Below are 20,669 nucleotides of genomic sequence, written 5' to 3' on the forward strand. Positions count from 1 at the left end.
TTAGTGCGGTTTAAAATTGATCACTTCCCAATAAGCTTTTTTGGGTTGTAGGTTTTGGTCGAAAAGCAAAGGATAATTCTTTCTGCCCATCACGGGATATTCATCCAGCCAACTGTGCCGGTCAGAAATATTCCAGAAAGTAACATTGGTAATCACATCTTTAAAAGATCTGAATACTTTAAAAACCATGGCATATTGCTTCAGTTGTTTCTGCTCCAGTTCGGTAGTAAACTGATCAGTTTCATTTGCTTTACGCTCTCTTCTGTTTTTTTCCCAGGGATAGATAGAAATATCCAGTTCTGTAAACTGAATCTTCAATCCTAATGAGGCATACCTTTTAATTGCTGATACCAGTTCATCTTCAGTGGGTTCTTGCAAGGACCAATGCGCCTGTAAACCAATACCGTGAATGGGTACTCCTTTATCTTTCAGGCGTTTTAACAGCCGATAAATCCTTTCCCTTTTTTCGGGTCGTTCAGTATTGTAATCGTTATAAAAAAGTTGCGCATCGGGATCGGCAGCGTGGGCATATTCAAAAGCTTTAAGGATATAATCTTCTCCACAGATTTGATACCATCTGGAATTCCTTAAATCATTGTTCGGGTTATCGTCAATGGCTTCATTAACTACATCCCAGGCATAAATTTTGCCTTTATAGCGATTAACAACAGTTGTAATGTGAGTCTTTAAACGTTGAAGAAGTATGGCTTTGGTTACCTCCCCGCCAACTTTTCCTTTAAAAATCCAGTTGGGTGTTTGTTCATGCCAGCAGAGATTATGTCCTCTTACTTTTATACCATTCTGTTGAGCAAAGTTTACTATGGAATCAGCGTTTTTCCAATAAAACTTACCTTCAAAGGGCTGCAAATTGCCCATTTTCATTGCATTTTCAGCGGTGATACTGTTAAATTGATGACGGATCAGCCTGGCTTCATCCCCGACTAAATTTTTGGGTCCGAGGGCAACTCCAATAGAAAAGTATGCCTGATAGGCCTCCTTCAGGCTCTTGTAATCAGTTGTTTGTATTGGTGTAAGTTGTTGCGCCTGAGCATATTCAAAACCTGTAAGCGTTGAAAAGTAAAGCCATAGGGTTACAATAAACCTGAAAGTTTTAGTCCTGCTCATCATATTTGGTTTTTTTAGTTTAGCGTTCCCTTATGCGAACGCCGTTTTAATTTAAAATCCGATAGAGTTGCCCCCATCAACAGGCATAATAACACCCGTTACGTATTTAGCACCTGGTGAGCAGAAGAAATAAACGGCTTCAGCTACATCATCAGGTTCGCCCATTTTACCCATTGGAGTTCGGGAGAAAACCTTGTTCTTGCGTTCCGGATCGGCATCAAGTGCTTTTGCCGACATAGCGGTTTTAATAAAGCCGGGCGCTATACAGTTAATCCTTATACCCAAGGGAGAAAGCTCTGTTGCCATGGCCCTGGTCATGCCTTCAACCCCTGTTTTAGCTGCCGAGTAAGCAATTACCTTGGGTATACCATATTGGGCAGCCATAGAGCTGATGTTTACAATGCTGCCTTTTCCGACATCAATCATCTTTTTAACCACTTCGCGACTTATGGCGAACACCGATGACAAATTCGTTTGAATTACGCTGGCAAAATCTTCATCAGTAACCTCGATGAAAGGCTTTTTCATGTTGATTCCTGCATTGTTTACTAAAATGTCTATCTGGCCAAATTCATGATGTATCTCATCAATCAAGGCTGGTATACCGGCTAGATTTTGAAGATCAAATGCTTTATAGCTGCATAATTCGCCCAATTCTGTGGCCGTAGCGTCCAGTTTTTCTTCATTTCTGCCTATCATAATTACCAGGATGCCTTCCTGTACCAGCTTTTTGGTAATAGCCAGGCCTAATCCGGTGGCGCCTCCGGTAACAATTGCTATTGTTTTGCTCATGAGTTTTGTTTTCTTTGTGAAGATGCCCTTACAATCAATTCAGTATTCAGAATAACGGTACTGGTGAAGCTTAAATCGCTTTCTCCGTCTAAGTGGTTAACCAGGATCCGGGCAATGCTTTCGCCCATTTCATTACCGGGATAATTAATAGTGGTAATGGCAGGCTCAGTAACCCTTGAAATTAAGTCGTTATTAAAACCTACGATCGCAATATCTTCAGGTACTTTTAGGCCAGCTTCTTTAAATATGGTTAATGCAAATGCGGCAGAAGAGTCATTGGTGATGAATAAGCCGTCGGGAAGTTTATCCCGTTTAAGGATATCATTTTGTATTACGTCCTGTATGGCTTGCTCGGTAAGGTCGTTGGTAATAAATAAATCAGGGCGATACGGAATGTTGTGATCTGCAAGTGCTTTTTTATAACCTTCAAATCTGTCCTGATAAACATTACGGGCGATGTTTCCTGTAATGTGCAGAATTTCTTTACAGCCTTGTTGAATTAAATGTTGGGTGGCAAGATAGCCGGCTTTGAGATTATCAATTAATACTTTTGTTGTGGTAATTTGTTCTGCAATACGATCAAAAAATATAACCGGGATATTTTTTTTGATGAAAGTATCGAAATGGCTATAATCTTGCGTATCAGATGCCAGCGAAACAATAAGTCCATCCACCCGGTTATTGAACATGGTGGTGGTATTGGTTTTTTCTTTGGCTTCCTGTTCAAAAGATTGACTGATAATTAGGTTGTAGCCCGCATTATTAGCGATTTTCTCAATACCAGAAAGTACCGAAGACATGAACAGACTGTTTAAGCGAGGTACAATTACACCAATGGTATGGGTTTTCTGCTTGCGCAGATTACTGGCAAATTTGTTGGAACGGTAACCAAGCTCCGCTGCCAGGTCAAAAATGCGTTTCTTCGTTTTTTTATTAATCGCTGGATGGTCCTGTAAACCCCTGCTCACTGTAGTGGCAGAAATATTCAGCTTCTCCGCCAAATCGTAAATGGTAATTTCCTTATCTTGCATACACCTGTCGTAAACCTGTTTTCATTGGTTGGAGAGACCAAAGTACTGAATAATTTTAAATAATGCAATCGGTTGCAATTTTTTTACAAGTTGTAGGCTCTTGCGAAGAAAGACCAACTATACTGCTTTCAGATAACCTATCGATATGGTTATTACCAGCATCTTACTATTAATTAAGTTGCTTGCTATTTTTAATTAATCTAAATAATCTATATTTGTCGAATCATATAAAGGTTTTGGACAAACAAACAACATCAACATTTTCGGGTAATTACGTCAAGATTGATCGGAGGTCTTTCGAGCAGATCTATGATTTACACTGGGAGAAGGTGTTGGCAGTTTGTTATAACAATATCAAAGAATTGGAGCCCGCAAAAGGGATGGTACAGGAGATTTTTAAATCACTTTGGGAGCGTAAGGAAGAACTTCAGCTTCAAAATGTAGAACATTACCTGATTCGAGCTGCTAAATTTAAGACCTTTGAATACATCCGGAATAAGGTAAACCGGCAAAAACATCTGGAATTTCAAATGATGGACTGCAGGCATGCCAGCAACTGTACCGAAGAACAGGTTCTATTCAACGATTTGAAAGAGAAATTAGATGATCTGGTAGATACCCTCCCTTGCCAGTGCAAACGCGTGTATAAAATGAGCAGAGAGCAGGGTATGAGCAACGGTGAAATTGCCAATCTCCTTTTCATTTCTGAAAGGGCAGTAGAATATCACATTACCAAAGCCATGAGCAGAATTAAATCAGGTTTGGCTCATTATTAATATTTTTTTGTGAATAGTTACGGAATCAGGCGGGTTGCGCTACTTATATTTAAAGGCAATATTTTATTAAGTTTGCAAATGGCGCAGATCATTTTAAGCAAGAGATTTATTAATGGCGGTTAATCAAGAACTTTTAGAACGGTATCATTCCAATCATTGCACACCAGAAGAACGAAAACTGGTGGAAGATTGGCTGTTCAGTGCTGAGGTAGATGATCTTGAGCCCTTACCATTGAATATGGATAAGAACAAGCTTAAACAAAATATCTGGGAAAATATTGATACGGGCAATGAAGAAGAACTGACACCACTAAAAGTAAGAAGCAATACTTATTTTATGTTTAAGGGCGCCATTGCTGCCTCACTATTTATAGCTCTAATTGCGGGACTTGCTTATTGGCTAATAGGAAAAACCGGTCAGGATAATGACTTTTTATCGCTTAATAATTCTTCTACACAACAGGTTAAACATGTTGACTCTAAAGGTTATAATGTAGCAGTGGGACCTAACACGGTGGCCAGAATCAATAATATTGCCGGGGTAATTGATTTATCGGGAAGCCTGCTGATTTCTCCGAAAAAAGACATCGATTTATTATTTGAAGGCACCAAAAAGAAAGTGACATTAAAAAAAGGGCAAACCTACATTATCCTAAAAAATAAAGCAGGTGCAGAAAGCATTATTGTGGTTAGTGAACGCAATCTGATGGATCTTCCGCCAGTAATGCAAAAACAGATTACGACCCAGTTTGATATTTAAAATCCGCTTCAGTTTACATGATTAATCTCCACCTTCGTCGCTTTTCTATACCAATGCTCTTACTTTTGATTTTATCAGGAATAATTGGCTGTGAAAAAAAGCAAAATTCAGATGCAAAATATAGCTTTTATATCCTTGCAAAAGATGGGAATGAATACCTGTTAACCAGTAACTCCTTAGCCAGCGGGCTTCTTAAACCTGAAACGGAAGGCGTATTACTGGATATGAAAGACATGGATCGTGATGTGATCGTTAAAGATGGCCACTATTATCATTTAAATAGAAGGAAAGGGATTTTCTCCAGGTTTAAAATTGATAATGGTTTATTGAAAGTTTCAGCTACGCTGAGTTTAAAAGATTACTCGATTGAAAATTTTAACTGGATTGGAAAAGATACATTATTACTGACTGCCCTCAATAATTCAGGCTACAATACTACTAAATTTGCCTTGATTGACACCAAAGCATTCCAGGTCATTGCTGAAGGTGAAATGGATATTCCAAAACCTTCTGGTAGATTTACCACCCTTTCCATTGGTTTGGTTGAAAAGCGAAAAAATCATCTCCTGGTGGGGTACACTTATCATGTTTCAACCGGAGTATCCAACTATGAAACCAGCGACACCATGTACGTTTCTCAGTTAACCTATCCGGATATGAAGCTGATTAAAACACAAAAAGATATCCGCTCAACATATCCTGGTGGAGTAAATACCATTCAATCATACAATTTTACTGATATTCATCATGATTATTATTTCATGTCCTGTCCGGGAATTGCTTTGGGTAATCGTCCGGAAATCCCAACGGGTATTTTTCGTATAAATGCCAATAGTGATACCATTGATCGTAATTATTTTTTCGATATATCGGGTTCTGTAATTCAGAATCACGCTTATGGTATGTGGTACTTAGGAAACGATAAAGTGATTGTCCGTTCAGAAAGGAAAGATCTTTTTAAAGGTTTAGGCGATCACTATAGTACTGCTCATTTCGAATTTTACGAGCTCAATCTTCAAACTAAAGCCATTAAAAAACTGGCTCTTCCTTTAGATAAAGGAACCAGAAGAGAATGTGTTTTGGTAGAGGGGAATATTGCTTATATCGCAGTAAATTCTACTAAAGAAGGTAATTACATCTGGCTTTATAACATCCAAACCGGTGCGCTTAAAAAAGGGTTGCAGCTAGCGGGAGATACTGATTTTATCCTGCGGATGGATAAGTTGTAAGTAGCACAATACCGGCTGCTTTAACCATTGCATCGAAGCCCTTCTCCTTTCCGTTTGAGCTTCAGTGGCTAATTTTTACCACAAAGAACACGATTTTTTCACTGATGAAATGTGGGTTCGGCACTCAGGCTGCCAACTCCGAACCTCCGGTTCTTTCCCTGCCTTAAATTATTTTAAAATTTTTCGCCCTGGAACCTTCGGTTAATTAGAAGTTGTGCTACTCCCTTATAAATGCACAAACTTAAAATAATGTTTAACGGAAGAAATCTACTAATCATCTTACTAAGCGTCATCACTTTTAGCGCTTTTGCACAAAATCAATCTACCATTTCTGGCTATGTAAAAGATGGAACCGAAAGTATTGTCGGAGCCTCTGTCATAATAAAAGGAACAAAAAATGGCGCTACCACGAATGGACAGGGTTATTTTGAGTTCAAAAACCTGCAAGCAGGGAGTTATACTTTAGCGGTTTCTTATTTAGGTTATGTAAAAGAATCTAAAACGGTTACCATCCAGGCAAATGAAAATTTTAAACTTGATTTTAAACTGAAAAGAAACCAGGAGCAATTGAATGATGTAGCAGTTCAGGGTAAAACCAAAACTCAGGAAATTAAGGAATCGGGCTTTGCGGTAAATGCCATCGATACCAGGAAATTTGCCAATACTACAGCAGATTTAAACCAGATTTTAAACCGCAGTACGGGCATCAGGATTAGAGAGCAGGGCGGATTGGGTTCCGATTTTAAATTCTCTATCAATGGCTTATCTGGTAAACAGGTTAAGTTTTTTATTGATGGTATTCCCATGGATGTAATGGGAAGTGCTATGTCTTTAAACAATATTCCGGTAAACCTCGCCGATCGGTTAGAGGTTTTTAAGGGCGTAGTTCCTGTACAGTTAGGTGCCGATGCCATGGGGGGAGCGGTAAACGTGGTTACCAACCAAAAAGCCAGCAGTTACCTCGATTTAAGTCACAGTTATGGCTCTTTTAATACCAACCGCTCTTCATTAAGCGGTCAGTATGTGGATAACAAAACCGGGATTATCATTAAGGGAAGCGGTTTTTTCAACGCATCGGATAACAATTATACCATGAAAGGCGTAGATGTGATTAATGGTGGAACCCGGATTGGGAACTACATTGTTGATTTAAACGGGGCTGAATTCGCTTCTGCAGATGTAAAGCGTTTCCACGACCATTACAAATCGGTTTTAGGTCAGGTTGAAGTAGGCGTTACCAACAAAAGCTGGGCCGATGTACTCTTTATTGGAGGTGGATATAATGAAGCGAACCAGGATCTACAAACAGGTTTTGACCAGAATATTGTTTACGGTGAAGTAACACGTGCCAGCAAAGCAGTAAGTGGTACGGTTCGATATAAAAAAGATAACCTGTTTACTAAAGGATTAAACCTGAGTGCGTTTTTTGCACGCTCCAGGGATAAATACAAAACAACAGATACTGTTCAGCGGAATTACAACTGGGACGGTACTTACTTTGATAAAGGCTATGCCGAAATGGGCGGGATTAAAGCGGTTGCACACATTATCCGTCCGCGAACATACGGAATGGCTAACCTCAGCTACCTCATTAATGAACAACACTCTTTAAACCTGAACTACACTTTAGATCGTTTAAAAAACGAAAACTACAATGAGTTATTAACCGATCATGATGCTATGCCAGGCCGTTTGAACAAGCAGATTGTCGGCATTGCTTACCAACAGGATTTACTGGATAAACGATTAGTGAATACCTTTTTTGGTAAACTGTATCATTTAGGTTTGGATCGTCCGAAGTATATCAATAATGTATACACCCAAATGGATACTACATTTAGCAACTATGGCTATGGTGCAGCAACCCGTTACAAAATTACGAACGATTTGGGCGTTAAAGCATCATATGAGCATGCATACCGTTTGCAGGAAGCGGAAGAGATGTTTGGCGATGGGTTAAATTTACAGGGAAATCCAGACCTGAAACCAGAAAGTAGTGACAACATCAATTTAGGGGCATATTATAATTTAAAGATTGGTAAAAGCACTTTCTTTATAGAGGCATCAGGTTTTTACCGCAATGCAAAAGACTTTATTTTTCCGGTACCCGATGAGCGCTCAAAACTTTTAAAAAACCGCAATCAATCCAGTGTTCGGATTACCGGATTTGAAACCGAAGTGCGTTACAGCTACGATCAATTACTTGCGTTAAACGTAAATTTAACTTATCAGAATGCCATTAATACGACCAAAACAGGCTCAACAGATTCTTACTATGTTGAAGGGACATACCTGAACAAAATTCCCAATCAGCCCTGGTTATTTGGAAATGCCGATTTCAGCATCGGTAAAAACGATTGGTTAGGAAAGGATACCCGTTTGCAATTTAACTGGTTTACACAATATGTTAACTGGTTCTACCTCACCTGGGAAGGTAAGGGTAACCCGAATGGTAAATCAGACATTCCAACACAGTTTATTCATAATGCTTCTTTAAGCTATTCCTTACAAAACGGCAGATATAACATCTCTGCAGAATGCAGAAACTTAACAGATGAGCTGGCTTTCGATAATTTCAGGTTACAAAAGCCGGGAAGATCTTTCTCCGTTAAATTAAGATATTTTATCCAGTAATGTTCAGCTATCCAAATTCAAAAATCATAATCATTCAAATGAAAACATTATATCGTAATACCACTAAACTGCTATTAATGGCTTTGATGGTACTTTCCATCAGTAGTTGTGAGAAAAGAAACGTTGGACAGGTAGAAGAAGGAACTAAATACTCGGCAGTATTATGTGTAGGTTCATGGCCAAACACGGCCTATTATATTGCAGGGATTCAATCTTTAACCGGCGGCACAGTAAGTTTAGCCGGTAACGGAGCAGAAATGACCGGAAAGGTTTATGCTCAGGATGTGATCCAGAAAGACGGTTTTTACTACCATTGTAATGCCGGGAGTGGTAGGTTGGGCAAGTACCATGTAGAAAATGGCGCTTTGCTTATTGATAAGGAAATTCCTTTTGCCTGGTTAAACTGGAGTTCGTTCACCTGGGTGGATAACAATACCCTGGTTATTTTTGGTGAAGGAAAGGGAGAAGCCCGTTATGCTGTGATTAAAGTCGATAAAATGACGATCAAAACCGGAAAATTAAACTTAGCCGCTTTCCCGGCTGGTTTTAATGTTTATAATATGGGCTTTGCTGAATACAGAGGTAATAAGATTTTCTTAGGCTATGGTTTTGGTTCTGATGACTGGTCGCAATATCCGAACATGCCCGTATTTCAAAAAGGGTTAATTGCTGTGATAGATTATAACACCATGACGGTTGAAAAATCTTTGGAAGATACACGTACCAATGGATTTGGTGGTCCCAATGTTTATGCACCTATGTCATTTGTAGATGAAAATAACGATTTGTACTTTATCAGCGATCCGGTTGGTAACTATGACTATAAATCACCGTCGGCAATGTACCGGATCAAAAACGGCACTACCGAAATTGATCCTACTTACTACTTTAACTTCTCGGCAGTTAGTAACAATGAAATGGTTCCGGCCATGTGGTATATCGGTAATGGTAAAGCCATTGTACGTTCGAGAATTGCGGGAACATCGATAGATACTGATCACTATTTCTGCGTAATCGATGTTAAATCAGGTGCCTTGATTAAAAAGCTGGATTTGCCGGCTGATAAAGGCGAACGAATGGTTAACGGTGTAATTGTAGAAGATGGTAAAGCTTTTATTGCGGTTAATGCTGCAGACAGGGATTACATCTGGCAATACGATCCGGCAACAGATAAACTAACCAAAGGTGTGGAATTTGTTGGTGGAATCGATTACATTTTAAGAATCGAGAAATTAAGGGACTAGAAAATTATTCATGACTTTTAAAAAGATTAATGCCTGGCTACACCTTTGGCTTGGACTGGTTTCCGGAATTATTGTGGTGATATTGGGCCTTACGGGTTGCGCTTTGGTTTTCGAACAGGAGATTAAAGCCTGGAGTAACCCTTTGATTCATGCTGAACCATCTGCCAGCGGTAAAATGCTCCCGCCATCAATATTATACCAGGCGGTTCAAAAGGCATTGCCAGGAGAAGAAATTGAATCAGTATGGTATTACGGTCATCATAAATCGGCACGTTTTAGCGCTCATGAGGTAGATTCTGTAATTTATGTAAACCCTTATACAGCCGAGGTATTGGGGATGAAAAAGGAAAATGATGTTTTCAAATTTTTTAAGGACGGACATTATTATCTGTGGTTTCCGCAAAAAATTGGTCACCAGATAGTGGGTTGGGGCACTTTCATCTTCTTTCTTCTGTTAATTTCAGGCATTATTTTGTGGTGGCCCAAAAAGTGGAACAAACGATCAAGAGATCAAAGTTTCAAAATCAGGTGGAGGGCTAAGTTTAAACGGGTCAACTACGATCTTCACAATGTATTGGGTTTTTACAGCATCGTAATTGCTGTGTTGTTGGCCTTTACCGGCCTGATGATGAGTTTCAGCTGGTTTAATAACAGCGTTTATTGGCTGGCTGGCGGAACAAAAAAAGAACGTATTGCAGCTGTATCTGATAGTACTACTAACATTAAAGTTAACTTACTTAATCAAGTTGACAAAGCCTGGCACATGGGAATAACTGAAATTGCGGAGCACAATCCTTATGAAATTATTCTGCATTTCCCTGAAAAGGCATCGGAGGCCATTTATGTTTGTACCGATATGTATAAAGGTACCTGGCGTGATGTTTATCTGGATCAATATACCCTTAAAGAACTCCCAGCCTCGAATAAAAGATTGCGGGATGAAGACCTTCCCTCCTGGATAAGACGTTCCAATTACGGCCTTCATGTTGGCGAGATTGGGGGCTTAACCACCAAGGTTATCTATTTCATGGCTAGCTTAATCTGCGCGAGTCTTCCCATTACCGGATTTTACATTTGGTGGGGTAAGGGCAAGAAAAAGCCCGGGAAAAAACCTTTACCGCAACCTTTAATTTAATATTTATGATAGATACTTTACAACCCACAGCAGGAAAAATTTCTGCTGCGGGAAAATTACTGCCTTATTTTTTGATGCTGTTCCTTTATTTGATGAGCCATGTCCCTGTTTTTGCACAAAGCGAAACTTCCGTTACAGGATCGGTAGTAATGGCAAACGGCGCGCCCATAGAATACGCTTCTGTGGCGCTGCAAGATGCCAACGGTAAAGGCATAAAAGGGATGCTTACTGATTCGTTGGGTAGATTTAATTTTTCGGGCCTTCCACATGGTAAGTATGCGGTAAAGGTCACAAGCATGGGATTTATATTGCATCAAAGTGCTCATTTTGATCTCTCTATACAAAGAAGCAAAGTTCATTTAGGACTGTTAAAACTTGTTGAAGATGCACAAACTTTAAATGCAGTTAATATCTCTGTTCAGCGGAAAGTGATTGAACAAGGCCTGGATAAAACCGTAATTAATATTGAAAACAGCATTTTGGCTGATGGCAATAATGCACTCGAACTTTTAGAAAGGGCTCCGGGTGTAAAGGTTGATGAAGATGGAAAAATCTCGCTCAAAGGCAGGGCAGGGGTAAACATCATGATTAATGGTAAACTCACTTTTCTTTCTCCAGCCGAACTGAGTGTGATGTTAAAGGGAACTAATGCTTCTTCCATCTCTAAAATTGAAATCCTTGCTAATCCTTCTGCAAAATATGACGCAGCCGGTAATGCCGGGATGATCAACATTGTGATGAAGAAAAATCAGGCAAAGGGTTGGAATGGTTCTGTATCGGCTAATGGAGGCGCAGGTCGTAAGGCGAGATATGGCTCGGGCTTTAACCTCAATTATCGAAACGATGGAGTAAATGTTTTTGGAAGTTATAATTATGCTTTTCGTGGCGAAACTGAATATCTCGATTTTACCCGTAATTTCTACGATAGCGGAACTATAACAGGCCTGCCAAACCGGGTTTCCGATCAACATACCAAAACCAATGAGCCGCTTAATACCCACAATTTTAGGGTAGGAATGGATTGGGATATCAATGCTCATAATGTACTGGGCATATTGGTTAATGGAAATGTTGGAAAATACCTCCACAACAGCAAAACAGGTAATTTATTGCGAGATCAGACGGGTAATTTGATCTCAGCATTGCAAACAACTAATTATGATCAGCAAAGCTGGAAAAATATTACTTACAACCTTAACTACTTGCACAAATTTAAAAAGGAAAGCCAGACATTTTCTGCTGATGCTGATTTTGCCAGTAATAGCTTTACTTCCAACCTCAATTTGGATACCTATACTTTACCCAATAGTATTAATCCAGCAGGAGCAACCAATAAAAGGAAAGGCTATATTCCTGCTAAAACCGATGTTTACATTGCTAAAGTAGACTATGCCGATCTGTTTGGCAAAAGTTTTAAGTTTGAAACCGGCTTAAAAAGTTCATTAATCTACTCGGATAATAATTTGGTTTATCAATCGCTGCAAAATGAGAATTGGGTTTACGATGCCACAAGTAGCAACCACTTTAAGTACCGTGAGCAAATTCACGCAGGTTACCTAAATGCCAGCGAGGAATTTGAAAAATTTAGCATACAATTAGGGTTACGGGCAGAGTATACCAATACCTTAGGAAATCAGATCAGTACAGGGTCTTCCTTAAAAAGAGATTATTTCCAGCTTTTTCCTAATGTGGTCATCAATAAACCTTTTGGTGAAGCGCATCAATTGCAACTGGCTTATAATAAGAGAATTCAACGACCCGATTATTCCGATCTGAATCCGTTTAGGGTGTTCAGAGATCCCTTGCTTTATTACGAAGGAAATCCTTATTTGAAACCTGAGCTAACACAAAGTGTAATGTTTAATTACGTGTATAAAGGAAAATATACTGCTTCCTTAAACTACAGTAAAACTAAAGATGTTATTACCTGGATTACCGGGCAGATTGATAACATTAATACGACGTATGAAAGTCCGCAGAATTTGAAAAACCTGATTAACTATGGCATCAGTTTTACAGGCCAAACCAATTATTTTAAATGGTGGTCTGCCACTAACTTCTTTAATGTTTTTAAAAATGAATATACTGGCGATGGTGCCATAGGCAATTTCAGCAATAGCATGTGGAGCTATAGCTTTAATTCACAAAATTCTTTTAAGGCTGGTAAAGGTTACAGTTTTGAACTGAATGGGTATTATAACTCAAAATCTGTTTATGGTACGGCGATAGAAAAAGGCTATTACGCAATTTCTGCGGCGGTACAAAAAATGATTTTAAAGGATAAAGGCAGTATTAAGTTATTGGCGAATGATATTTTTCAAGGGAGCCAATATCGCCACATTACGCAGTATCAGAACATCGATATGAAAAGCCACATTAATGTGGATAGCAGGCGGCTAATGCTTTCATTCTCATACCGCTTTGGAAATTCTTTCCAAACGAGAGAAAGAAAATCAAGCAATGAAGAAGAACAAAACCGGGTTAAGGGGAATTAGTTTATTGGTCACTAGTCACTGGTTATTAGTCATTGGTCATTAGTCATTGGTCACTGGTCATTCACTCATTTCCATTCACTCATTCACTAATTCAATTATTCACTCATTCAAAAAATCACTCATTTATTTTTTCGCTCTTAATTCTTAGTAGTCTCGGTCGGTACGGATGTATCGGCCGATTCTTTTTTATTGGATTATGGGATGTAAATAAACAGCTAGGGAACAATAATGTAGGCATGACTTTGCTTTTCAATCTGCTAATTAATTTAAAAAAATCAGCCTCAAATAGTGTATTCTTTATTTTCGCCAGTACTACATTATAACTACTGGAAAAATATTCTAAAAGGAAAATCTTCATTCGTTCTTTTTGAGTTAGTTAATGATTACAGGGCATCTAATGAAGTGATGCTCTGTTTTTTAGTATGCGTTCTCTTTCGTTCTGGTCTACAAATAGGTATCTTTGCAAAATAGCAGATAGATCGATTCTTTTTCAGGAGGAACCTATCACAGTTCATACCATATTGACTAACAATCATCAGATAGGAGAGACCCAGCTTTTGCAAAGCCTTAAGGAAGGCGACAGGGAAGCATTTGCTTCACTATATCGGTTTTATAGCCCCAATTTGCACCATAAATTAGACCGAATGGTGAAGATTGCAGAAATTGCGGATGAGCTCCTTCAGGATGTTTTTTTAAAGGTATGGCTAAACCGGGCATCCATCGATGCTGATCGTCCCTTTGCCCCCTGGCTTTACACCATTGCTCGAAATACAGTTTTTGAATACTATCGCCGCCTGGCGCTCGATAAAAAGATGCAGGCACATTTAACAGCAACTTTTGTAGAGTTTTATGATCAAACGGAAGATTATATACTCAATAAAGAGCGAAATATGGCACTGCAAGAGGCCATTGATCAATTACCACCACAACGTAAGGAAATTTTTCGACTGTGTCGGATAGAAGGAAAGTCTTACAAAGAAGCTGCAGAACTACTTCATATAAGCCCCTCTACCGTAAGTAATCAGTTGGTAAGTGCTACTAAATCCGTAAAAGATTACATCTTTCTTAACTCTAAAGAATTTTTGGTTTTCATGATTGCCATGTACCTCAAATAGCCTCAATTCTAGCCCGATATATTTTTTTTAATTTTTTTAATTTTTCGATAGTGTGTTTTCACTTTTCGATAGTATATACTATAAATGGACAAACAAGATCGTTTAGATTTTTTATATCAGAAGTATCTGAATAATACGGCAACAGCTGCCGAGCTTCAATTGCTATTTCAAGAAATGGATAGCGCTGAGGAAGGCAAGCTGAAAAACCAGATTATGCAGGAGCTGGAGAAAGCAGATTTTTCCATTGCTGCTGATGATAACCGTTTGGCCGCTGTTTTCGCTAAGCTGGAAGATCAGATCAGCGAAGCGCCAAAAACCATTTCTTTATGGAGATTACCTGCATGGGCTAAAGTTGCTGCTGTAGTAACCGCAGTACTGGGACTTGGGCTTTTAGCGAGGCCTTATCTGGTTTCTGAACCAGAGGTGATTGTTCCTGGTGGTTTTCATGCAGCACTGCAATTGAAGTCCGAAGATGAACCTGTTGATTTGAATAAAGCTGCTTTTAAGAGAAATATCGGTGGGATTCAGATTACAACCAGTCCTGAGGGGACTATTACCTATACCAGAAAATCAGATGATACTACAGGGCTTCAAGCCATGAATGTGTTGCAAACACCTGCAGGCGGCATGTATAAAATCACTTTGAGTGATGGTTCCGCAGTAATGTTGAATTCAAAATCAAGCTTAGAATTTCCGGTTGGATTTTATGGCCCCAACAGAAGGGTGAAACTTAAGGGTGAAGCCTATTTCCAGGTGGCTAAGAATAAAGAAAAACCTTTTATCGTAGAAATTGAACAAGGGAATGTACAGGTTTTAGGTACAACTTTTACTATTAATACATATAACGGGCAATCTGCCACCACTTTGTTTGAGGGCAGTGTGCGTTTAACATCAGCCCAGCAGGTACAATTGCTTAGTCCCGGAGAGCGTGGTATTATCCAGAAAAGGATAATTACCGTGGCGCAAGTCGATACGGCTGCTGCACGTGGCTGGACCAAAGGACTTTTTGTTTTTAATAATGCGCCATTGGGCGAAGTACTGGCACAGGTTTCACGCTGGTATGATATATCGGTAGACTACGCTTCTCTTCCTGATCGCAGATTGCACATGCGCCTCAACATGGACACCCCGTTTGAGGAGGTATTGCAAATGCTGTCGGCAACTACAAGGCTGAAATTTAAAATGGAAGAAAGGAGGCTCAGTGTCGTAAATCCTTAACCCAACGCTATCTACCAAACCATTCTACAACCAACTAACAGACTTTAATGAATACATCCCATACCAGGGCAAAGCAGAGCTTTACCCGTAGATTATTTTTGGCAATATCGTTGACTTTGATGGTATTTGCTATTACCAACAACGCCTCCGCACAAAAGGTTTATACCTTGAGTTTCAAAAATGCATCGTTGGAAAGTGTGATCACTTCCGTGGCAGATAAAACTGGATACCAGTTTGTTTACGATGCGGCTTATGCACAGAAATTTAAAGCATTAACTGCCGAAATCAGTACAACTGATATCAACCAGATTTTAAACAGAATATTTAAAGACCAGGCTTTCACTTACAAAATTACTGGTAAGGCCATATTACTAACACCTGCTTCTAACAATGCGCAAAGGTTTACCATTCATGGTATGGTGAACGACAGTACAGGTGTTTATTTGCCTGGTACCACCGTTAGGCAAAAAGGAACCAATAACATTGTTAACGTGGATAGAAATGGCCATTTCGCCATCACTGTCGATGAAAGTAATCCAATATTGCAATTTAGTTATCTGGGCTATGAAACCAAAGAAGTTAAATACAATAAAACAGTAACTGCATCTGTCGTTGTTGTTACCCTTAGTTCTTCAGCAGGTTTATTGAGCGAAGTACAGGTTACGGGTTATCAGAATATTGCGAAGGTAAATTCCCCTGCTGCGGCAACCACTATAGATAATAAAATTTTAAACGAAAATATCAATACAGACTTGCTATCTGCATTAGAAGGCAGGGTTGCAGGTTTACTTTATAGAAAGAATCCCACAGGATCAGATTCGGATCAACCTGTATTACGAGGCATTGCCACCATTTCAGCTACAACGGCTAGTGGCCCCTTGCTGGTTATTGATGGTTTACCTACAGAATTTAGTTTGGAAGATATTAACCCGTATGATATAGAGAGTGTAACCGTATTAAAGGATGCTGCCGCAGCGTCTATCTATGGTGCCAGAGCAGCTAACGGGATCATTGTACTAACAACCAAAAAAGGAAAAGGTAATTTGAAGGTAACCTTAAACTCCGATTACTTTATTGGCACTAAACCAAATCTTGATGCTATGCATTATGCTAGCACAAGTGATGTAATAGATTATGAACAAGCAGTATATGAAAGGGAAAAATCCAGGTTCGCCAATACTACAACGATGTTTAATGGATATGGGGATATTGCAAATGGAACAATTAAATATTACAGTCCGCTTTATCAGTTAAACAGAGATTTGAGCGAAGGAAAAATTACCAGCCAGCAGTTTAGTAATACGATTAGTCAATGGAGAGGCAACGATTATATTGCTGATTACCGCGATAATGTTTGGCAGAATGAATTTAGACAACGTTATAACCTTTCATTTTCTGGTGGCACCGATAAACAAAATACTTATGTATCCTTCAATTTCGATGATTCCAAAGCTCGTATTCGTTACAATCAAAATCAAAATTACAATCTGTATTACAAAAGTAATTTTCAGATCAAAAAATGGTTGAGCGCCAGTATAGGATTAAATGGTACCTATAATGTTTCTAATACTACAGATGGGGATTATAGCGACTATAACAATATTCAGGCCCGATATGAGCAAATAACAGATGGAAATGGAAATTTAGTGACCTCATCTTTCGCTAATTTGGATGATGGTTTTACTTCAAGTGGAGTGATGAACCCATTGGTTGCAGCTAAAATAAATGCGACCGGAAGTTTAAAGCCTGTATCATTTAATATTCTCCAATCACTTCAGGAAGGTATTGAAAACAAAAAAACTTTGGCTTTAAGAGCATTTGCTAACCTGAATGCAAAAATTTATGACGGCCTAAGTTTTGGTACGCAATTCCAATTCGAAACATCACGCAGCAATGAGGAAAGCTATTTTGATGCAAATTCTTACAAGATGCGTTATGCATTTGATGCATTAGCAGCCTATAATACTTCCACTAATCTATATTCTTCTGCTTTGCCTATTGGTGGACGTTTCTATCAAAGCAACACAAGAAATCAGAGTTATACCTTTAGAAATCAACTCAATTACGACAAGTCATTCGGTGGAAATGATCATATAATTTCAGCTATTGCGGGATTTGAGATGCGGGAAACATTTAATCCGCGAATTCTGGAAGATTTACGTTATGGCTACGATCCGGTAACACTGACATCAACCATTATCAATACAGCCAGTTTAAGCCAAACAGGTGTTCCAAGTTATATATATGGAGGAAACAAGACATTAGGAGCGCTATCAAGAAGTCAGGATGAAATTAAACACCGTTATTTTTCAGTATACAGTAACCTTAATTACACCTATAAATCCAGGTATAATTTGGCTGGAAGTATCCGTGTAGATCAAACTGACTTATTTGGCGTGGATCCAAAATATAAAAACAGGCCATTGTGGTCTGCTGGTTTTGGTTGGAACATCAGTAATGAAGACTTTATGAAATCCATTGATTGGATTAGTGTATTAAAGTTGAGGGGAACTTATGGTGTAGGTGGTAATGTGGACCAGGGATCGTCCCCATACATTAAGGGAATCAGACGGAATGATAACTTGATTACGAACTTGCAATATATCAATATCTCTGCTCAACCTAATCCATTATTGAGGTGGGAGAAAACAGCCACAACAAATATAGGTTTGGATTTCGGGGTTTTAAAAAATAGATTGCGTGGCAGTATAGATGCTTATGATCGCTATAGTACAGATTTGCTTAGCACTACTGATTTAGATCCAACAGTGGGCGCATTAAGCAGAGTATTAAATACCGGAGCCTTAAGAAATCAGGGTATTGAATTTAGTGTGAGTTCTGATTGGTTACGAAAAGGAGATCTGACTTTAAGTTCCACATTCATTCTTGGATTTAACAAAAATAAGGTACTTAAGGTAAATGTAGCCAATTCTACTGCTTATAATTATGTTAGTTCGCCTACCAGCTATTATCTGGAAGGGCAGGCATTTAATTCTCTCTATGCGTATCGTTATGGAGGAACAACCAATGGTTACCCTTATGTGCTTGATGAGAACGGAAATGCATCGGTAACATTTGATGCTAATGGCAACCCTGTTCCAACCTCTGTGCGTACAATCAATAGTTTAGATGCACTGGTAAATATGGGGAGCTTAACACCAACCTACACCGGATCTTTTTCGCAACGCGTTTCTTACAAGCAATTTGACCTGAATATGCTATTGGTATTTTCAGGAGGTAATAAAATGCGGAAAGATGCCATAGATATTAGTTCCTACAAGATTAATAATGCTGGTATTACACAGCGTTACATTAACGGGTTTACCCCAGAGCAACCGAGATTATTGGTAGATTATGCAACCAACATGGAAAACTATGCAGGAACATTGAATACACAATGGCGTTACTCTGATGCTAACGTAGTTGATGCGGATTATGTGAAATTGAGAAATGTTTCTTTGAGCTATAATATGCCTAAATCCTTCGCCAATAAGATTCATATTTCATCTGCGAAGTTGACTTTTCAGATGAATAATATCTGGTATTGGAGTGCTGCCGGAGATGATATTGATCCTGAAGTATTTTCCCTAAACTCTGGAACCAGGAACTTACCGCTCCCAAAAACTTATTTATTTGGCTTTAACCTTACGCTATAATCCTTATGAAACGTTTAAAATTATTTTTCTTATCACTTGCTATTCTAGCATTATCGGCATGCGCCAAATATACCGACATTGTGCCTAAAGGATCATTGGTGGTTGAAACTGCAAATGATTATTACGAATTGGTTTCTCTACCAAATAGAGGATATCCGGTGAGTAATTTCCAGTATTTAACAGATGATCAATGGATGAAGGAGTCTAATGTGATTGGTATTACCCCTAATATTAATACCATTAATTTCCTTTTTGATGAGTCTGCAGATCGGGTTTCACTGATGACTTCATCTAGTTTTTACAGTCAGGCATATGCCTACATCAACAGGTGGAATACCATTATCTCTTTGGTAGATAACAGTAAAGGCGAAGATAATATCAAAGCATTAGCAAAAGCAGAGGCTAAAGTATTGCGTGCTTATGATCACTTCCTGGTGGTTAATATTTATGCCAAAGCTTATGATCCGGCTACTGCTGCTACAGATGGCGGAATTTGTATTATGGATAAATTTGATCTGGAGGCACAACCAACAAAATCTACCGTGAAGGAAGTGTATGATTTTATTCTGAAAGATATAGATGAAGCAATCCCATATCTTCAGGAGAAACCGCTTGATATTTATCACCCTTCTTTAGCCTTTGCTTATGCATTTAAAGCCAAAATTCATTTGTTCAAACGTGAAATTGCAGAAGCTAAACAAGCTGCTGAGCGGTCATTGGCGTTAAATAATCAAATTTTTGATCTGGTTAATTACACTACCCAGGGTGGGCCAAACAGTGTGCCTGTGATTGCGCCCAACAATCCGGAGGTGTTAAGCTATATGTACATGAATGGTTATAATGAATTGAACTTCGGTTATCAGTGGGTCATTAGTCCGGAGTTGCGTAACCTTTTTGGAAACAATGATGCCCGATATAATTTATTCTTTACCAGTACGAATGCGAGTTTCTTGGATATTGGCTCAAATACTGCTTACCATAACGTTCCTTATACCAAGTTTTTTTATGCCACAGTAGGGATGAAAACCACCGAAGTTCATTTAATGCTGGCAGAATGTCTAGCCAGGGAAAATAACTTTTCGGGTGCTGTAGATATTCTGAACAAACTGAGGGCAAAACGCATTACATCGGGTACGGTAAACCTTACTGTACCGGCTACGCGTAAAGAAACCATGGAACTCGTGGTTAATGAGAGAAGGAAAGAATTACTTTTCGGTATGAACCGTTTCTTCGATCTAAAAAGATTAAACAATGAACCGGAATACGCAAAGACGATTACCCGAGTATTCCCAATCGTAAACAAAACGGTTCCTCAACAAACCTATACTTTAAAACCTGGATCGAGATTATACATTATTCCTTTCCCTTTAAATGTATTGCGTAAAAACCCTTCGTTAACCTTAAATACCGACGAACGGATTCCTTTTTAATTTAAAAATCTTTCGCCGATCGGGTAGTT

At 38.9% G+C, this 20,669-nt stretch carries 14 protein-coding genes; 11 read left to right on the plus strand and 3 right to left on the minus strand.

All coding sequences use genetic code 11. The features are described from left to right. From ACQY77_RS15370 to ACQY77_RS15380, 3 genes are read right to left on the minus strand one after another with little or no spacing between them, the layout of a single operon-like run. Entirely contained in the window at positions 1-1,128 is a 1,128-nt protein-coding gene (locus ACQY77_RS15370; RefSeq protein WP_421941278.1) for an endo-1,4-beta-xylanase, read from the minus strand. A gap of 48 nt (positions 1,129-1,176) precedes the next feature. Further along, positions 1,177-1,917 carry an SDR family NAD(P)-dependent oxidoreductase gene (locus ACQY77_RS15375; RefSeq protein ID WP_421941277.1) on the minus strand — a complete coding sequence of 247 codons (741 nt, stop codon included), beginning with the start codon at positions 1,915-1,917 and terminating at the stop codon, positions 1,177-1,179. Next, on the minus strand, positions 1,914-2,948 hold the full coding sequence (locus tag ACQY77_RS15380; RefSeq protein WP_421941276.1) for a LacI family DNA-binding transcriptional regulator: 1,035 nt from the start codon (positions 2,946-2,948) through the stop codon (positions 1,914-1,916). The genes ACQY77_RS15375 and ACQY77_RS15380 overlap by 4 nt, the downstream gene beginning before the upstream one ends. Before the next feature lie 215 nt (positions 2,949-3,163). Here ACQY77_RS15380 and ACQY77_RS15385 point away from each other — a divergent pair, with 215 nt between their 5' ends. From ACQY77_RS15385 to ACQY77_RS15435, 11 genes are all read left to right on the plus strand, one after another. Further along, entirely contained in the window at positions 3,164-3,724 is a 561-nt protein-coding gene (locus ACQY77_RS15385; RefSeq protein ID WP_421941275.1) for a sigma-70 family RNA polymerase sigma factor, read from the plus strand. Between the two features lie 112 nt (positions 3,725-3,836). Further along, a complete protein-coding gene (locus tag ACQY77_RS15390; protein ID WP_421941274.1) occupies positions 3,837-4,484 on the plus strand; it encodes a hypothetical protein in 648 nt (215 codons plus the stop codon). 17 nt (positions 4,485-4,501) lie between these two features. Continuing rightward, a complete protein-coding gene (locus tag ACQY77_RS15395; protein ID WP_421941273.1) occupies positions 4,502-5,713 on the plus strand; it encodes a DUF4374 domain-containing protein in 1,212 nt (403 codons plus the stop codon). A 249-nt stretch (positions 5,714-5,962) separates the two neighbouring features. Further along, complete coding sequence (locus tag ACQY77_RS15400) at positions 5,963-8,347, plus strand: TonB-dependent receptor domain-containing protein (RefSeq protein ID WP_421941272.1); 2,385 nt, start codon at positions 5,963-5,965, stop codon at positions 8,345-8,347. Between the two features lie 38 nt (positions 8,348-8,385). Beyond that, positions 8,386-9,591, plus strand: a complete 1,206-nt coding sequence (locus ACQY77_RS15405) for a DUF4374 domain-containing protein (RefSeq protein ID WP_421941271.1) — start codon at positions 8,386-8,388, stop codon at positions 9,589-9,591. Positions 9,592-9,601: 10 nt separating this feature from the next. Further along, positions 9,602-10,726 carry a PepSY-associated TM helix domain-containing protein gene (locus tag ACQY77_RS15410; protein WP_421941270.1) on the plus strand — a complete coding sequence of 375 codons (1,125 nt, stop codon included), beginning with the start codon at positions 9,602-9,604 and terminating at the stop codon, positions 10,724-10,726. Between the two features lie 5 nt (positions 10,727-10,731). Continuing rightward, a complete protein-coding gene (locus tag ACQY77_RS15415) occupies positions 10,732-13,221 on the plus strand; it encodes an outer membrane beta-barrel protein (protein WP_421941269.1) in 2,490 nt (829 codons plus the stop codon). A gap of 422 nt (positions 13,222-13,643) precedes the next feature. Further along, complete coding sequence (locus tag ACQY77_RS15420) at positions 13,644-14,336, plus strand: RNA polymerase sigma factor (protein WP_421941268.1); 693 nt, start codon at positions 13,644-13,646, stop codon at positions 14,334-14,336. A gap of 84 nt (positions 14,337-14,420) precedes the next feature. Then, positions 14,421-15,554, plus strand: coding sequence for a FecR family protein (locus ACQY77_RS15425; RefSeq protein WP_421941267.1), 1,134 nt, complete (start codon positions 14,421-14,423; stop codon positions 15,552-15,554). Between the two features lie 47 nt (positions 15,555-15,601). Then, positions 15,602-19,210, plus strand: a complete 3,609-nt coding sequence (locus ACQY77_RS15430) for a SusC/RagA family TonB-linked outer membrane protein (protein ID WP_421941266.1) — start codon at positions 15,602-15,604, stop codon at positions 19,208-19,210. Between the two features lie 5 nt (positions 19,211-19,215). After that, positions 19,216-20,640, plus strand: a complete 1,425-nt coding sequence (locus ACQY77_RS15435; RefSeq protein ID WP_421941265.1) for a RagB/SusD family nutrient uptake outer membrane protein — start codon at positions 19,216-19,218, stop codon at positions 20,638-20,640. The last annotated feature ends 29 nt before the right edge of the window (positions 20,641-20,669 follow it).

This window comes from Pedobacter sp. (assembly GCF_965279535.1).
Classification (GTDB): domain Bacteria; phylum Bacteroidota; class Bacteroidia; order Sphingobacteriales; family Sphingobacteriaceae; genus Pedobacter.

Coding starts and splice junctions, on each gene's coding strand:
- ACQY77_RS15370 (WP_421941278.1), bottom strand. CDS start 1,128: ATGATGAGCAGGACTAAAACTTTCAGGTTTATTGTAACCCTATGGCTT.
- ACQY77_RS15375 (WP_421941277.1), bottom strand. CDS start 1,917: ATGAGCAAAACAATAGCAATTGTTACCGGAGGCGCCACCGGATTAGGC.
- ACQY77_RS15380 (WP_421941276.1), bottom strand. CDS start 2,948: ATGCAAGATAAGGAAATTACCATTTACGATTTGGCGGAGAAGCTGAAT.
- ACQY77_RS15390 (WP_421941274.1), top strand. CDS start 3,837: ATGGCGGTTAATCAAGAACTTTTAGAACGGTATCATTCCAATCATTGC.
- ACQY77_RS15395 (WP_421941273.1), top strand. CDS start 4,502: ATGATTAATCTCCACCTTCGTCGCTTTTCTATACCAATGCTCTTACTT.
- ACQY77_RS15400 (WP_421941272.1), top strand. CDS start 5,963: ATGTTTAACGGAAGAAATCTACTAATCATCTTACTAAGCGTCATCACT.
- ACQY77_RS15405 (WP_421941271.1), top strand. CDS start 8,386: ATGAAAACATTATATCGTAATACCACTAAACTGCTATTAATGGCTTTG.
- ACQY77_RS15410 (WP_421941270.1), top strand. CDS start 9,602: ATGACTTTTAAAAAGATTAATGCCTGGCTACACCTTTGGCTTGGACTG.
- ACQY77_RS15415 (WP_421941269.1), top strand. CDS start 10,732: ATGATAGATACTTTACAACCCACAGCAGGAAAAATTTCTGCTGCGGGA.
- ACQY77_RS15420 (WP_421941268.1), top strand. CDS start 13,644: ATGCGTTCTCTTTCGTTCTGGTCTACAAATAGGTATCTTTGCAAAATA.
- ACQY77_RS15425 (WP_421941267.1), top strand. CDS start 14,421: ATGGACAAACAAGATCGTTTAGATTTTTTATATCAGAAGTATCTGAAT.
- ACQY77_RS15430 (WP_421941266.1), top strand. CDS start 15,602: ATGAATACATCCCATACCAGGGCAAAGCAGAGCTTTACCCGTAGATTA.
- ACQY77_RS15435 (WP_421941265.1), top strand. CDS start 19,216: ATGAAACGTTTAAAATTATTTTTCTTATCACTTGCTATTCTAGCATTA.